Origin of the sequence: Amycolatopsis sulphurea (genome assembly GCF_002564045.1) — a bacterium.
Taxonomy (GTDB): Bacteria; Actinomycetota; Actinomycetes; order Mycobacteriales; family Pseudonocardiaceae; genus Amycolatopsis; species Amycolatopsis sulphurea.
Genome location: NZ_PDJK01000002.1, coordinates 5,050,026 through 5,066,109, shown reverse-complemented (window position 1 = coordinate 5,066,109; position 16,084 = coordinate 5,050,026). Strand labels below are relative to the sequence as shown.

General features: G+C 69.8%; 11 protein-coding genes. 1 reads left to right on the top strand and 10 read right to left on the bottom strand.

Annotated elements, in window-relative coordinates:
• Positions 1–60 precede the first annotated feature (60 nt).
• Positions 61–1,002 (bottom strand): PLL family lectin, encoded by a 942-nt coding sequence (locus tag ATK36_RS29165; RefSeq protein ID WP_245915289.1) that lies wholly within the window; start codon positions 1,000–1,002, stop codon positions 61–63.
• 472 nt (positions 1,003–1,474) lie between these two features.
• Between ATK36_RS29165 and ATK36_RS29160 the strand changes: the two genes are divergently transcribed.
• Entirely contained in the window at positions 1,475–2,413 is a 939-nt protein-coding gene (locus tag ATK36_RS29160; RefSeq protein ID WP_098514378.1) for a glycoside hydrolase domain-containing protein, read from the top strand.
• 104 nt (positions 2,414–2,517) lie between these two features.
• Here the strand turns inward: ATK36_RS29160 and ATK36_RS34035 are convergent, their stop codons facing one another.
• Genes ATK36_RS34035 through ATK36_RS29110 form a run of 9 tightly spaced genes read right to left on the bottom strand, consistent with a single transcriptional unit; the run spans position 2,518 to position 16,037 of the window.
• Positions 2,518–5,097, bottom strand: coding sequence for a DUF6519 domain-containing protein (locus tag ATK36_RS34035; protein WP_245915288.1), 2,580 nt, complete (start codon positions 5,095–5,097; stop codon positions 2,518–2,520).
• A 9-nt stretch (positions 5,098–5,106) separates the two neighbouring features.
• The gene (locus tag ATK36_RS29145) at positions 5,107–7,239 is read right to left on the bottom strand and encodes a hypothetical protein (RefSeq protein ID WP_098514377.1); all 2,133 of its coding nucleotides are present in this window, start codon (positions 7,237–7,239) and stop codon (positions 5,107–5,109) included.
• Complete coding sequence (locus ATK36_RS29140; protein WP_098514376.1) at positions 7,236–10,538, bottom strand: putative baseplate assembly protein; 3,303 nt, start codon at positions 10,536–10,538, stop codon at positions 7,236–7,238. The genes ATK36_RS29145 and ATK36_RS29140 overlap by 4 nt, the downstream gene beginning before the upstream one ends.
• On the bottom strand, positions 10,535–13,366 hold the full coding sequence (locus ATK36_RS29135; RefSeq protein ID WP_098514375.1) for a putative baseplate assembly protein: 2,832 nt from the start codon (positions 13,364–13,366) through the stop codon (positions 10,535–10,537). The genes ATK36_RS29140 and ATK36_RS29135 overlap by 4 nt, the downstream gene beginning before the upstream one ends.
• Entirely contained in the window at positions 13,363–13,722 is a 360-nt protein-coding gene (locus tag ATK36_RS29130) for a GPW/gp25 family protein (RefSeq protein WP_098515267.1), read from the bottom strand. Before ATK36_RS29130 ends, ATK36_RS29135 begins: the two co-directional genes overlap by 4 nt.
• Positions 13,723–13,727: 5 nt before the next feature.
• Positions 13,728–14,054, bottom strand: a complete 327-nt coding sequence (locus ATK36_RS29125; protein ID WP_098514374.1) for a hypothetical protein — start codon at positions 14,052–14,054, stop codon at positions 13,728–13,730.
• Between the two features lie 15 nt (positions 14,055–14,069).
• Positions 14,070–14,606, bottom strand: coding sequence for a phage baseplate assembly protein V (locus tag ATK36_RS29120; protein ID WP_098514373.1), 537 nt, complete (start codon positions 14,604–14,606; stop codon positions 14,070–14,072).
• Positions 14,603–15,727, bottom strand: a complete 1,125-nt coding sequence (locus ATK36_RS29115) for a hypothetical protein (RefSeq protein ID WP_098514372.1) — start codon at positions 15,725–15,727, stop codon at positions 14,603–14,605. Before ATK36_RS29115 ends, ATK36_RS29120 begins: the two co-directional genes overlap by 4 nt.
• Entirely contained in the window at positions 15,720–16,037 is a 318-nt protein-coding gene (locus ATK36_RS29110; RefSeq protein ID WP_098514371.1) for a LysM peptidoglycan-binding domain-containing protein, read from the bottom strand. Before ATK36_RS29110 ends, ATK36_RS29115 begins: the two co-directional genes overlap by 8 nt.
• Positions 16,038–16,084: the final 47 nt, after the last annotated feature.

The following is a 16,084-nucleotide window of genomic DNA, read 5'->3' as shown; positions in this document are numbered from 1 at the left end:
TATCGGGACCGGGTACCACGGTATTACCGGGGCGGGTCAGCCGCCGAGGGAGCTATCGGGTCAGCTCCACCATTTGTGCCAGAGAGCGTTGTTGGTGCCGCGGGCGAAGGTGTCGATACGGTTTGGGCCCCACGAAACAGCCGCAGGATTCCCGACAATCACACCACCAAGACTCTCCCAGCCCGACCACGACGAGCCATTCCACCACTTGTGCCACATCGCGTTATCAGTACCAGCCGCGAACACATCGAGCCGGTTCGCCGACCACGACGACACCGCCGGACCCGAAACAATCACACCGCCGAGAGATTCCCAACCCGACCAGGACGAACCGTTCCACCATTTGTGCCAAAGAGCGTTGTCCGTACCACGAGCGAAGGTGTCAATACGATTCGGACCCCACGAAACAGCCGCAGGATTCCCGACAATCACACCACCAAGACTCTCCCAGCCCGACCACGACGAGCCATTCCACCACTTGTGCCACATCGCGTTATCAGTACCAGCCGCGAACACATCGAGCCGGTTCGCCGACCACGACGACACCGCCGGACCCGAAACAATCACACCGCCGAGAGATTCCCAACCCGACCAGGACGAACCGTTCCACCATTTGTGCCAAAGAGCGTTGTCCGTACCACGAGCGAAGGTGTCAATACGATTCGGACCCCACGAAACAGCCGCAGGATTCCCGATAATCACACCACCGAGATTCTCCCAGGCCGACCATCTGGCACCATCCCACCACTTGTGCCACATGGCGTTGTCGGTGCCGGTGCCGAAGACGTCGAGCCGGTTCGCCGACCACGACGACACCGCTGGGCCGGTGACAATTACTCCGCCCAGGTCTTCCCAGCCCGACCATGCCGCAACGGACGACTTCGACTCCGGTGCGGCCGTGGCAGCGGGCGCGAGCAGAGCCCCTCCCAGTAGAGTCAAACTTGCAAAGAGCGCCAGGATTGTGCGACGCACCATCCATCCCCTTTCCTCGGTGGCGTGCAAATTGCAGATTCGATGGTGACACCGCTAGATCCACAGTGAATAGGGTGAACAGGCCAATCACACCACGAGGTGATGAGTGGCGCCGTTTCTCGCACACCGTCCCGGACGATCGGCGGCTTTTCCCTCCAAATTGCGTAGTGCATAGGCTTTTAGGCTGAACCTCAAGCCACGTGCGTGATCATCATGTCCGTGTTCCGCGACGCGTGACCCTGCCCGCACCCTCCCCCGCCCACCGTTAAAGTCTGTGAAGGGCCCCTTCACAGACTCAGAGTCCGTGAAGGGGCCCTTCACGGCAACGCCATCTGGCTGCCCGGGGGCGGGCCGGGTAGCGGATTGCAACCTTTCGGCATGCGGTCTCGTCGGGTATTAACAAACCACGCCTTCGGGGTCATCATGGAACTCTGGCTCCGGTTCGGTCACCCCCAGCCGATCGAGGGCGACCGGAGCGGTCTGTGAAAGGGGGAACACGATCATGGCCACCTGGTGGATCGATTACAGCGCGGCGAAGTTGTCCGGCGCCACGATCGCCGGCGCCGCGGTCGGCCCGGGCAGCGAGCGGGCCTCCGGCGCCATCCGCTACCTGGACGCGCCGGGCAATCTCGTCACCAAGCACACCGACCGGACCGAATACCGCAGCCTGCTCGACGCCGGCCTCGGCCTCGCGATGTACTTCGAGGTGGGCAAGAACGATCCGATGGGCGGTTTCGCGCGCGGGCAGGAATACGGCCGGCGTGCGCTCGCCGGGGCGGACTACCTCGGTTTCCCGGGAGTCGTCTTCTTCTGTGCGGACCGTTGGTTCCGCACACCGGGATTCCCGGTCATCACCCCGGCTGTGTGGGGAGCCTACCTCGATGGCGCGGTCAGCATTCTCGGCCGCGACCGTACGGGCGCCTACGGCTTCTCCGATGCCATCGACGCGGCGGCCGGCCATGTCGATTATTTCGTCCAGTGCGGCGCGCGCTCCGCGCTCCGCGGTTTCGCGCACGGCTGGCAGGACAACAACGTGCAGCCCACGGTCGGCGGCATCACGGTCGACCGGGTACTGATCCAGCGGCCGATCCCGTTCGCCCCGGTGGGCGGCGCGGCCGTGCCGAGGAACGACGAGGAGTGGACCATGCAGCTACCGTCCGGCGACCATCGGAGCCTGTCGTTCGACATTCCCCAGGGCACGAACCAGATCCGGGTCAACTGCCCGATCGATTTCCTGACCGTGCACGGGATCTGGCAGGCCGGTGACGGCCTCCCGCCCGGCAACGAATTCGACTACCGGTGGAGCTACGAGGCCGATTTCCGGATCGACCGCCTCCGCCCGTGGAAGATCGCGGTGGCGGGCGGCGCCACCCAGGGGTCGATCATCTACACCTACAGCCCGGCGAATCCGGAGCGGATGGGCTCGATCTCCTTCCGCTGAACCGGATGTCCCGCCGGCACCGCGGTACCGGCGGGACATCGGGCCGAGGTTCCCGCAGGTCCGCACCGCGGTGCGGACCTTGCCCGCCCACCGTGATTCCGGTGCTAGCGCGGGGAAACCGTGGGCGGAACGGCCGCAGTCCCGCCCGGGGCGTAGGCCGGCGGCCGGTTCGAGCCGAGCAGGAGCCGGGTGAGCCACGGTGGCATGGCCGGCTCCAGCCCGCGCAGCAGCGCGTAGACAAGGGCGAGCACGAGCGGCACGAGCACCTGGTTGCCGAGGCCGGACAGCCAGTCGGTGGCCGAGGCGGGCAGGCCCAGCGTCACCAGCCAGGCCACGATCGCCGCCCAGATCCCGGGGACCACCGTGCGCAGCCAGGACGTCAACTGGTTGCCAAGGAAGCCGCCCGGTATTCCGTCGGCGGACACGGCCGTGGTCGGGGCCGGTGGGGACAGCTGATCTTCTTGCCGGGGAACCGAATCGGGTGACGGGGTCCGGGGCGGACGATCCGGATTCGGGACGGGAGCGGATGTGGCGGGCACGTTCTCCGGCTCGGTCACCACCTGATTGCCTGACCAGTCTGCCGCCTCACTGTCCGGCCGCGAACCATCCGGCCGCGAGGCAGGACCGGACACGACAGACGAGTACTCCGGCTCCGTCACCACCTGGGCGCCCGGCCCCTCCCCCGCCTGTCCGACCGGCCCGGGAACGGCCGGAGGAGGAACGTCCAGCACCGGCGGGGCGGGCGTCCCGCCGCCGGTCGAAGCCGGGACGGCGGGTTGCAGTATCGGGGAACCATCGCGCTCCGCAGTACCCGACGTGCCTGCCTCACCAATCTTCGGGGACCCGGCAACGGCATCTCCGCCGACTCCGCCCATCGCGACAGACCCGGCCGAAGCCGACACAACAGGTTGCAGCACCGGAGAACCGCCCCCAACCGCACCAGACCGCTGCAGCATCGGGGAACCGTCGGGTACCGCCGCACCCGTCATACCCGCCTCACCACCCTCCGGGGACCCAGCAACAACATCTCCACCGACTCCCCCCACCACACCAGACCCGGCCGAAGCCTCTTCACCCGCACCGCCGGTCGCCGGGAAGTCCGGGGAGACCCCGGCTGCCGAATCTTCCGGCTCGAAAGGCCCGGTCTCTCGGCCCAGGACGTCTTCCGGGGAACCCGGGAAAGCGCGTGGCGCCGGACTCGGGGAATCGGCCGCGGGCGGGTCGGCGGGATCCGTGCCGGGAACCGCGCCCGGTTTCGGGAAGAACGGTTCAAAGGACACCAGCCGGTCGGTCACCTGGCCACCCGCGCCGATGATGCCGAGCACCGCGTAGTGGTATTCCACGCCGTGCGGGCGAAGGGGGCGCGGGCCGTCATCGTCCTGGGGCCATTCGACGTCGCCGGTGATCGTGCGGGCCGGGATCTGCCAGTAGTCGCCGCGACGGTAGCTGCCGCCCAAGCCGACCGCCAGGCTGGCGGACGGGCCGTCGAAGCAGACCTGGACTCCGTCCTCCAGGTCGATCCAGGTGTCCTCGACCAGCGGCAGTGCGCCGTCCACCGCGACGTCGCGGGTGCCGTCCTCGTATCGGGCCGTGGCCGGGTGGTCCCAGCGGCGCAGCAGGGGGTGCAGGTCCGGGTCGGTACCCGGGCCGCATCGATCGTCCACTTCGGAATCCAGGGTGACCAGCCGGTCGGCCGGATCGATCGCGACGACCTGCCGCAGCTTCGGCGCGGGGTTCGGGCGCTGGACGATCGGCACGTCGTCGGCGACCCGGCAGGCCGTGGCGTCGTCGACGAGTTCGACGTAGTCGCCGATGTCCAGGTCCATCTTGCCGTCCCGGCCGAGCGTCGCGAGCGTCACCGTCGCCCCGGACACCGCCACTACCGGGAAGACTACCGACGCGTTCTCGCGCGACCACTTGAAGGTCGCCCCGGACAGGCGGTCGGGGCAGTCGTCACGGCGGGTCTTGCCATTCGCCGGTACGGAGTCCTGCCAAGCCCGGCCGCCGGTGTGCACCTCGACCCGGTACAGCTGGTTCTCCGGACCTCGGAACCGCGCCTCCGGCGGAAGGTGGCAAATGTCGTCGTCCGCGTCGTCCGGCCGCTTCGCCCGCGCGGCGAGCCGCCCGGGTGCCGGGTTCAGCGAACGCCGGAAACTCGAGAAGTCCCCGAGGCTGTCTCCGGGGCACCAGGCCACCTGCCAGACGGTCTTCGCCCTGGCCGCGGTGTCCGGTCCCGGCGCGCCGAGTGCGACCTCCCGGATCGCCGGGTCCTGCAAGGCGGTAATCAGCCGTTCCCACACCCGCAGATACACGATGAACGGCCCGGTCTCGGGCAGCCGGTCCTGCTCCGGGTCGAGGTGGCCGTCGGGCTGGTTCCAGTAGGTTGTCCCCTCAGAGCGCGCGGGGTTCTCCACCATCGTCCCGTCGACGTAGCAGCGGCCGGCGGCGATGTCCAGGTCCAGGATCGTGGCGTTGCGGGCGTCCAGCTCCGGCTCGATCCGGAATCCGCCGTCGGCCGCGGCGGCCGGACCGACCAGGTCGGTCACCACGGTGCGCAGCTGATGCAGCAGGATCGCGGCCTGCTCGTTGGCGTCCGCATCCAGCTGGACCCGGCCCTGCTGGGCCAGGACCGCGGAAAAGTGCTTGAGCGGATCGAAAGTGCGACGCGAGAAGTCGGCTTGCATGAGCGTCTCCTAGGTGGCGAACAGGATGCCGGCGTCGCTGCCGGCCGGAGTGTATTCGGCGAGACGCAGCCGGAGGTTGTCCTCGCGCTGCGGCTGGAACAGGTCGTGGAAGGCACCCATTTCGGAGCTGTCCTCGGCTCCGCGGCGGATCTCGTCCGGGCAATACAGCGCGAGCTGCGCGTAGCCGGGAGTGCCGTAACGGGTCGACGTGAACCGCGGCAGCACCCGCGCCGGATCGCCGGAATGCTCGGGCTCGCAGTGGAATCGCGGCGGTGTACGGGAACCCTCCGGCAGCCAGCAGAACCGGACGCAGCCGGTCTGCCGCCGGGCGATGCGCACTGGACCGGCCAGCACGGAATTCTCGATCAGCCCGGTCGCGTGCGCGAGCACCGCGCCGAACACGGTCACGCGCCGGGCGTTGAACTCCGCGTGCGCCCGCCCCTCACCCGGGCCGCACACCGCGGCCAGGCACTCACCGGCGGCGTCGAGAATGCTGTCCGACAACCAGATCCGGTTGGGTTCAGGGTGCACCTCGTCGGCGTTGACCAGGATCGTGCCGAGGATGCTGTGCTCCACCTGCAGGCACGCGGGGGTGTCCGCCAGCTCGATGCTCGCCTCCTCCGCGTGCTGGGGACAGCAGTCCTCGTCCAGCGCCCAGCCGGGCACCAGGGTGCAGTGCCGCACCACGAACTGCCCGATCGGCCCGTCCACGCGGACGCTGCGCCCGGTGATCAGCAGCCCGTCGAACACGACCCGGGGCAACGGATCATCCGCCGCGCCCTCGCCGGTCCCGACGAGCCGCAACGCGTCCGGGCGGTTGCTCGACCAGTCCAGCAGCCGCAGCACGGGCCGGGTGCCCTTCGCCGCCCGCAGGGTCAGCCGGTCACCGCGGTCCAGCGGGATCATCAGCTGTTCCTGGTATGCGCCACTGTCGGTGAACTCGACGACGCCCTCCCGCAGCGCGGGGTCTTTCGCCTTGTCCGCGCGCCACTGCGCGATCGCGTCCGCGATCAGCTCATGGTGCCCGGGACCGACGTAGTAGATCTTCTTCGGGGAGAACGGATCCACCGGGCGTGGATACTCTCCGCCGCCGAGGTCGGCGGAGAACCCGTAGTGATACGTGGCCCACACGCCGTCCTCCGGCGCCTGCCGGGAGGGGAAGGCGATCCGGCCGAGCACCGGGTCGACCGCGACCTGGCCGCGAGCCGGCCGGTAACGCCAGCCGGACAGGTCGGCGGGCACGATCCGGGTCAGCGGCACCGGTTTCCCGTCCGCGGTGTACAGGCACAGGCTCTTGCCGGGGCCGTAGTAGCTCGCGGTCCGCTCGGCGAACGCGTGCCGCCGGATGAACGCGGGCACGTTCGTCTCGTCCGCGACGTGCGCGGGCGACGGTTCCCGCTCCGGCTTGGTGATCAGCGGGGTGTCGTTGCCGAGGACGCTGAACGTGAAGTGCGTGCGGGCGCGATCCTCGCAGTACGCGGGCGCGTGCGTGATCGAGTACGGCTTGAGCCGCCACACATGCAGCCCGATTTCCGGGATGTTGTACCGGCCGGTGCCGCGTGCGGAATCGATCCGCCGGACGTCGACGGTGTGCGCCAGCTCGTCGAACGGCCCGTCGAGCCGGTCGAGCGCGTCCGTCCGGTGCAGATCGGTGAGCCGGCCGCGGGTGAGGCGGCGCCGGTCCGCGCGTGAATCCCGGCCGTGCAGCCGGACCGCCTGCGTGACCCCGAGCAGCCGCCGGTACTCGACGGCGCGGGCCGGCCACTGCGCGATGTCCATCGCGAGCTGTTCCAGCAGTGCCAGCGTGCCCTTCCGGCGCCGGTTCCCGACGGTGTGCGCGACATCGCGGCGCGGCGCCAGCGCGGCGAGCAGCCGTCGCGCCGCCGCGGAATCGGCGGCCAGCGCCTCGTCCGCACCGGGCAGGAGCCGGTATCCGACCAGGTCACCGAGGTAGGGCACGACCCAGCCCTGTCCGGTTTCGACGAACCAGTCCTCATACAGGGCGTCAAGGTCGGCGTCGATCAGGTCGGCCTGTTCGGTGATCACGCCGAGCAGTGCCCTCAGCGGTCCGGCGTTCTCCTCGTCGTAGCGCCGGTGTACTGCGGGCAGCAGATCGTAGAGCCGGTCCGGGTTGCGCGTCATGGGATCCTCACCAGGGTCAGAGCCTCCGGTACGGCACCGGGAAGCACGGCGAGCCGGGCCGGGCGGATGCCGCGGAACACCGTGAGCCGACCGTTCTCCGGCAACTCCGCGGACTCCAGCCGCGGATTCAGCCGGACCAGTTCAGCCAGCGTCAGGCCATTCCGCAACGCGACCGTGGTCAGCGTGTCCCAGCCGAACTCGTTCACATAACCCACCGTGTCGAAAACCTCCGCGAAACGCGCACCGGGTGCCGGAACGCAGGCCTTCGCCTCGGTCAGACCGTCCACAATGGTCGCCAGCTCGATCGGCGTGACATCACCGCTGATCCCGTCGAACACATCGACGTCGGCATAGTCGACGCCCGGCACCGCCTGGACCGCCGCGAACACCTCACTGAGGTAAGCGGGCTCGCCGAGTTCCCTGTGGGCAAAGGAGAATCGGTCCAGCAGCGCGGCGCGCACGGCCGGCTCCACCAGGTTCCACGAGTAGTCGGGCAGGACCTTGATCCCGGCCCGCAGCACGAGCAGCACCTGATCACGCACCGCGACCCGCACCGGGACCCCGCGGTCGCCGAACGCGGCCAGTGCGTCTTCGAGTGTGGTGAACAGGCCGGACGACGGATCGATCCGGACGTCCCCGGTCGCCGCGATGGTCACGTGCACGACCTGGCGGTCACCGTCGGACAGCTGGACCGCGGAAGCCTTGCCGATGCCGGCACGGGCGCGGGTGAAGTCGGCGTAGTCCCGGACCGACAGCAACCGGTCCAGCGCCAGCATCCGCAGCGGGATGGTCTCCCGGGCGTCCGCCGGTCCGTCGCCGTCCGCGCCGCCGCCCGAGGGCAGCGGGTTGAGCACCGACCGTACCCCGGGTGCCCGGCCGGACAGCTGATTGATCTGCCCGGCATCGACGTTTCCGTCGTGTCCGGCGCCGATCCGGTATTCCGCGGTGACGTTCTCTGCTCCGGCAGGCACCCGGGCGCCGTGTACACCGTCGCCGAACCGGACCGAGCGGGTCCCGTCCGGGGCGCCGACCTCCTCGTAGTCGTGCCCGGCCGGGCCGGACCGGATCAGCCCGTCCGTCTCGTGCCAGCGCACCCCGGAAACCCGGGTGGTGAGCGTACTTTCCGCGCCCTCGGCGTTCGCCGACGGCAGGAAGGTGAGCGGGTTGTCCGCGGTGATCTGCCGCAGTGGGAACGTCTGCCCGGCGGTACCCGGGTCGCCGCTGCCGAGCACCTCGGTGCGGGTCTCCCCCTGGTCGGCCGCCACGACGTTGCCGTAGAGGGTCACCGTCGCCCGGCGGTACCGATAGGACAGTGTGGTGGCCAGCGCCAGGTAGGTACGCACATGCGCACCCGGCTGCTCCGGGTTCACCCGCTGCCGGATGCCGGCGACCATGGTCAGCTCGCTCGTCTGGATCCCGCTGGTGTGCGGGACATCGGCGCGTTCGCCGGACACCACCAGCCACCGGCCCGGCCGGAGCCCGTCATAGAGCCGGCCCAGCTCGATCTCGGTCCCGCCGACGGCGGTGGTGATCGGGTCGCCGACCGCCGTGAGCGATTCCCCCTGCGCCCACACGATGATGCCCGCCGGTGGCGGCTGGACGAACGTCTCCCGCACGGTCAGCACGGTGACCTGCTTGGTCCCCACCGGTTTCGCCGCGCCGGAGGCGTCCTTCACGGTAACGTCGACGGTCGCCTGGGTGACCGACACGACCTGCGCCGGTTCAGGCTGGAGAATCGGCGAGGTGGCGTTCGCTCCCGGGTCGAGCACGACCCAGCTGTCCCGGGCGATTCCGTCGTAGACGTTGTCCAGATAGAGCACGGTCGTGCCGTCCGGATCGGTGGTCCCCGCCGGACGGTCGATGGTCACCGCCTTGACCCGGGGCACCTGGAGGCCGGACAACGCGGGCGGCGGCGCGATCCGCTGGTTCGCCCAGGCTTTGTGCAGATTCGGGCCGAGCCGGGGGTCGGCCGCGATGAGCAGCTTCGGGTGCACGTCGGAATCGGCCCGGAACAGATCGTCCACTGTGGACTGCAGATCGATCGCCCGGCGGGGTGGCCGGGACGGATCCCGGCGCAGCCACGGCAGGACGGGGGTGAGCGCGACCAGCGCGGTGCCGCGGTTGCAGCAGTCCGTGCAGGGGAGCTTCCCGCCGTCCCGGACCTCGGCCGTGGGCACCGGGCCGTCGGCCAGCAATTCCTGCGACGGGCAGAACAAGTCGTGCGCGAGCTGCTTCAGGTACGCGGTCTCGTAATCGGTGTCGCGCGTCGTCTCAAGGATCAGCTTCAGCAGGGCCACCGCGGCATCGATGACCCGCTTCGCGCGCAAGTCGTACCAATCCTGGACGCCGCACCCGGCGTGTGCCGCGGCGATCGCCGCCTGCTCGGGCAGGTCCATGCTCAGCTGCTGGGCGGTACGCAACAGCCGATACGGCACGACGGTCACCTCACCGACAGTGGCCAGGTACTTCTTCGCGGCCGTCAGCAATGCGACAGAATCAGCGGTCCACGGCGACACCGGCGCAGGCAGTGCTTCGCCGATCACGTCCGCCAGATCCTCGATCGCCTGGTTCAGCTCGTTGCGCCGTCCGTCCGGCACGGTGAGCGTGACCTCGGTCCGGCCGGCCGCGAAGTCCGCGGTGGCCACCTCGACGGTGCGGACCACCGGATTGTCCGAGCCGAACAGGAACAGCAGCCGGTCCCCGGTCTTGAGGTTCGCCGAGGTGCCCGCCACGCCGATTCGCCGGATGCCCTGCGCGGTGTTCCCGTTCACGTCCACCGGTTCGTTCTGCGCGACCTGCAGCGCGTTCCACTCCTCGCGGGCGATCAGGTCTTCGGTGGTCTCGAAGGTCTGGGGCACCTGGTTCTGCCCGGAGACGCTCTTCGCACCCGAGCCGGCTGGGATCACCGACTTCGTGCCGGGGTCCAGGGTGAAGGCGAGGTGAGTGCTCGCCGACAGCGCGGGCCGCGGCGTGTAGCCGACCAGTTTGCCCAGGTGGATCAGGGATTCCGGCTCGATCGCGGTACGCAGGTAGCCCTCGTTGACGAGACGCTCCTGGTAGAAGGTCAGCACGTCGCCGACCATCGCCCAGCAGTCCAGCAGCGCGATGGCCGGATCGTCGGGTTCCCGCGTGGTCAGCCGCGCGAGGGCCGGCCTGCTCGCGATCCTGGCCAGCATCGTCTCCCGGAACCGGCTGTGCGTGCCGATCCGGTAGGACAGCGCGGGCAGCCCGGGCCGGTTGTAGGTCGAAGCCGGGGTCGTCGTGGCGGTTCCCGAACCACAGCCGCACGAACAGCTCATCGCCCACCTGCCAAGTCGAGGGTGAGCCACCCGTTCTCCGGCCGGCTCGGATCGTCGTCGAGCTGCGCTACCTCCAGCGGCCCGATCGGCAGCACGCCGGCGTCGAGTGCGATCCCGGGCGGGCCGAAGAGGCGCTGCAGCTTGGTGACCTCGGCGTGCCGGACGCCGGGTACGGCGGCCGCCACGGCGACCACCTGACTGATCCGCACCGGCGTGCCGAAGGTCAGGTTGTCCGGCGCGAAGAAGCCGGCCAGCACCCGCCGCACCGCGACCCGCACGTGCGCGGCGAGGTACTCGGGCCGGACCTCGACGTGCACCACGAGGTCGAGCGGCACCAGCGTCGCGCTCGACACCGCGAGGTCGTGGCCGATCCGGCGGTACGGGTAGAGGCCCGCGCGGACTTCGTCGAGCAGCCACTCCGGGGCGACCTCCGCGCCGAGCGGGTCGACGCCGGCCTGCGCCTCGTACCAGCTGCCGGTCCACCGCAGATCGGCCGCCGCGCGTTGCACCCCCGGGGTCTGCCCGGCGAGTGTCGCGTAGTCCTCCGCGGTGATCGCCCGCAGCAGCCGGTGCCGGGCCTCCTGCGGAGCCCGCGTCCGGACCTCCGACACCGGCTCCGGATCGGCGCCGCCGCCGGCGGGCAACGGGTTGCGGACGACGCGGATGCCGCCCACCGAAACCCGGCAGAGCACGATCCGGTTGATCGCCTCCCGCCCGACGTTGCCTGCCACACCGGTACCGACCCGCAGCGACGCGGTCAGCGTGCCGCCCAGCGGGTACTCGGCCCCGTTGCGGCCGTCACCGAAGCGCAGCACCACGGCGCCGTCGTCGTCGAGTTCACCGACGAAATCACGGTCGGCCGGACCGCTGTCGAGCAAGTCCCGGCGCGGCAGCCAGATCTCCCCGTGGCGATCGGTCACCGTGACCGCAGGCAGCGCGGCCCGCGGATCCGGCTGCGTCGCCGGCCCTGCCGCGCCACGGAACGCCGAACTGTTCTCGTCGAGCGCAGCGCCCTCGTCGACACCCCAGCTCTGGCCGATTTCCCAGCCCTCGTTCGCCTCGGTGAGCACGTATCCGGCGTGCGCCCGGTGGATCAGCTGACGTACCCGTGCCAACTTGGTCTCCAGCAGGTCGTCGAACCGGGCGAGCAGGTACCGCAGCGCTCGCCGGGGATGCTTGCGAAGGTCGAGTTTCGCGACCAGCTTCGCGCCGAACACCCTCGTGACGAACTCGAAGTCCACATCGGACGGTGGCTCGCCGGCTCGCCACAGCCTGGTCAGCCTGGCACGGACGCGATCGGGCAACGCGACCAGCCGGCGCGCCTGCGCGGCCGCGACGTCGGCGGGCAGCGGGAACGGCGCGCTCTGCGTGACCGGCCGATGCTTCAGCTCCGGCCGGAACCGCACCGGCAGCGGCGGGTAGCCCGGTCGCCGTGCCGGGCGGGCCTCGTCGGGACAGCCGAAGTCCACCGGATCCGGACATCCCAGCTCGGTCCCCTCCGGTGGCGGCACGTCGTGGTGCTCAGGAGCGCCGCCACACCAGTCGACCCGGGCGCCATGCTCGACCAGCACCACGTTGCCGCGCGCCACCCCGACCTCGTATTCGGTGCAGTCGACGCCGCCGCGAGCGTTGACACACAACGAGAACGCCAGCGCGTCCTCGCGCGCCCAGGTGACTTCGAGCAGAGGCCGGCAGTACAGCTCGTCGGTGGTCTCGGTGACCGACGTCAGCCGGACCACCTGCCGGTGCGTGTGATCCGCGTCCGCGGGCAGCCCGGTCTTCGCGCCGACGACCTCCTCGAAGACCAGCACGTCACCGGCGGTCAGCCGCAAGTCCCGATCCGGATCGGCCAGGGTGGCCGAGGTCGCCCCTTTCGACAGGCGGCATTCCCGGTCGCCCCAGGTCCACAACGAAATCCGATTGTGCGCGGGACGCAGCGGCAACGGTTCGGTGTGCACCGGCTCGAACATCTCGTACCGCGGCATACCGGTCCGGTCGAGATCGCTCTCCTGCAAGGCAGGGCCTTCGTCGAGCAGCACCCCGTCCGGCAGGCTGGCGAACCGGAACGCGCCTTTCGGGAGTTCGGCCTGCTCGTCGGCTTCGAGGCACACCCAGGCCCGCGCGGAGCATCCCTCGTGCATGAAGTAGTCGACAAGGCGGGCGTGCCGGCGGACGGACACCCGCAGCCGCGCAGTGTCCAGGTACGCCTCGGTCCCCACCGCGTCCTGCTGGTAGGAGAGCCGGTCACCCTCGTAGGCGAGCAGTTCCACCAGGGTGATCCCGATGTCCGGGACGTGCCGCTCGGTCCAGGCCGGCATGGTCAGGCTCAGCCGGTCCAGCAGCAGCTGGCGGAAGCTCGCGTAATCCTTGCTCAGGTAGTCGATCTCCGGCTCGGGGACAGTCTGTTGTGGACAGTCATCGGCCGGGGCGCAATCGAGGTCGTCGCAGGAGGTGAAGGTGAAGTCCACGCAGGCGTACCGCGGGTCGAAGCCCGGGTACGGCTTGGTACCCGGGTTGCCGACCGGCCCGGCTTCCACCACGCACAGCCGGTAGGTCGAGAGGTCTCCCGGGCGGTCCACGGTCAGCCGGACGCCGTCCGCGAATTCCGGGTCGTCGCTCACGCACAACTCGGCCGCGACGACCACGATCCCGGTGATCCGGCGCCCGCCGTCGATCCGGAAGTTCACCGGGGTCAGCCCCTCCGGCGCCTTGCCGAAGAAGAGCACAGTGAGGGTGCGGCGGTCGTCGCTCACGCTCACCGCGTCGATTCCGTTGCGCTCGCGCGCCCGCACTTCGGCGCGGCGTCGCTCGTCGGTGCAGTCGATCATGCGGCCGTCCCTTCGAGCACGTCCTGCCGGCGCTCACCGGTCGCGAGGAGCACGTACGCGATCTCGATCCGCAACGTGGCATCCTCGGCGGTGACCACCAGTGTGTCCACTTTGATCAGATCACCGAGCCAGCGCGTCAGCGCGGCCTCCGCGGAGACCTGCAAGGCGGCGGCCAGCTCCGGGCTGTTCGGCTCGAACACCAGATCCAGCAGTCCCACCCCGAAATCGGGACGCATCACGCGCTCACCCGGCGTGGTGAACAGCAGCTGCTCGATCAGGTCGCGCACGTGATCGGCGTATCCGGTGTCCGCGGTCCGGCCGCGTTCTCCGATGTGGAACGGGAAATCGAAGTCCACCGCGGTCACCTCCCGAACACGAACGGCTGCATGGCGAGGATGATCGGCGGGCCGGGACTCTGCGAACCGACGCACGTCCCGTCGCCCTGTCCCCCCGGTTTCGACTGCACCAGCACCGGCGTGGCGTAGCCCAGTTCGAGGGACATGTTGTTCCACTGCACGCTGACGCACGACGGGGCCGCGGTGCAGCCGACGATGGTCAGCTGGTCCTTCGCGGTCAGCACCGGCATCCCCTCCACCAGCGCCGGCGGCGGACCGGCCGGCTTCGGCACCATGACGCCCTGGTGCGGGCAGTTCATGGACATGCCGGCGTGCAGCACGAAGCCCGGCATCGGCGATCCCCCCTCCTACTTCGGAATGATGAACGTGCCGTTGTTGATCACGACCGAGGTCCCGGTCAGCCGGATCGACGCGAGCCCGGGGCCGCAGGACAGCTCGATCCCGGTCTCGTTGAGCTTGATGCAGGGCCCGGCCGGACCCTGGATCTGCAGCTGGATACCGCCGGTCGGGCCGGGCTGCTCGGTGATCAGCAGATAGTTCTGCGGCAGCGTGCCCACCGCGGGCTGCGGTGTGCCGAGCACGATCTGCGGGACCCCGGGCAGGATGCTGTTCGCGACCGGTGGCCCCTCCTGGCGCACGTCCCGGCGGAAGCCGGTCCACACCGCGCGGCTGAGGTCGCCGTCCTGGAACTCGACCCACACGCCCGAATTGATCAGCGGCACCACGTTCATGCTCGGCGCCGCGGTGCTGGCGCTCGCCCACACCGGTTCGTCGCCAAGCACGTCGCCGATCCGGACCAGCAGCCGGTCCAGCCCGATTGGGTCCACATTGGACACTACGACGCCCTGATAGGTGCCGTCGAACCTGTTGCCATCGCTTGTCATACGTCCACCCGCTGTGGAGGAAAGGGGACGAAGGCGTCCCGGGTCAGGCTGAAACTCTGGGTGTACTCGCCGCGCTTGATCTCGTGCGTCACGCGCGTCACGTAGTAGGTGCCGTCGTAGTCGAGCCCCGCGCCGCGCACGCCGACCAGGCGCCGGGCCTTGAGCACGTGGCCGTAGCGCAGGACGTCGAGCTTGCCCTGCCCGGTCACCGCGTCGGAGGCCGCTTCGGTCCGGCTCAGGCCCTTCAGCAGGATCTCCAGTGCGGAGAGGCCGGCCAGGTCCGGCAGCGGTTGCTCCTTGAGCGCCACCGCGGGCCGCGACGCCAGCGGCGGGCGCAGCAGCGAGAGGTTCGGCACCGGAATGGAAATGCCGATCTTCGTGGTCGGCTCCTCCTTCCGGATGGTGAACTGGGTCCGGGCCATCCCGTCGAAGCCGAAGGACATCGATTCCACGTTCGTCGCCGGGCCGGAGTCCACGGTGAGCGCCGGCTGTCGCTTCCCGGTCCGCACCTCCGGACCCCAGTACGCGGCACTCGCCCCGGGCAGCGGCCCGGGTTCCAGGTAGAACGCGTAGCCGGCCTTGCGCGCGAGCGCCCGGAGATAGGACAGATCGGTGCCCGCCTGCGCCAGATAGTTGTCCTCCGGCAGGTACGGCTCGACGAACTTCGGCGGGATCGCCGCCGGGGCGATGCCATACTGCGCGTACCCCGCCAGGATCCGCAGCACCTGGACGTAGATCGGCTGGCCCGGGTAGGACTGCTGTTCGTGGCGCAGGTCCATCAGCGCCGTCAGGTCTTCGCCGGTGACCGTCAGCGTGCTCGAACCCGGCGCGTCACCCGGGCTCATCTCCTGCCGGGTGACCACGCCGTCCATCAGCACTTCGAGGGACCCACCGATGATCGTCGCGAGTACCACCCGCGTCGGCGGATCGAGCAGCGCGAACGGCAGCAGCGTCTTGGTGATGACCGAGCCCCGGCTCACCGCGAAGGTGAGCTGGAAGCCGCTCGGCCCGCCGGCCGCGGAGGTGATCTGCACCGACTGCAGCGCGTCCACCAATGGCTGGGGTACCGGCAAGGCCACCACCTTGCCCATCATCAGCAACAGCTGGAAACTCTTAGCCACGCGCTATCCCTCCTCCCGCGACGCCTGGCGGCAGGGTGATCCGCAACCGGCGGCCGGGCTCGGCGGTCAGTTCGTCCGGGTCCATCGCGCGGTTCGCATCCGCGATGCGCCAGTACTGTTCCGCGTCGCCGAACACCTGCCCGGCGATCCGGTCGAGCCTGTCCCGCGGGCCGACGACGTGTTCACCGAGCTGCGCCAGGTCTTCGGGATGGGGCAGCAGGCGGCGGCCGGCGTAGCGGACCTGACGCTCGTCCGGCAGCTCGTGGACCTCGGTCGCGAGGTCGTAGTAGCGGCTGGTGGTGGAGAACATGGCAGGCTCCTTGGATTCTGTACTCCGATGCCGGTGCCGGTACGTGG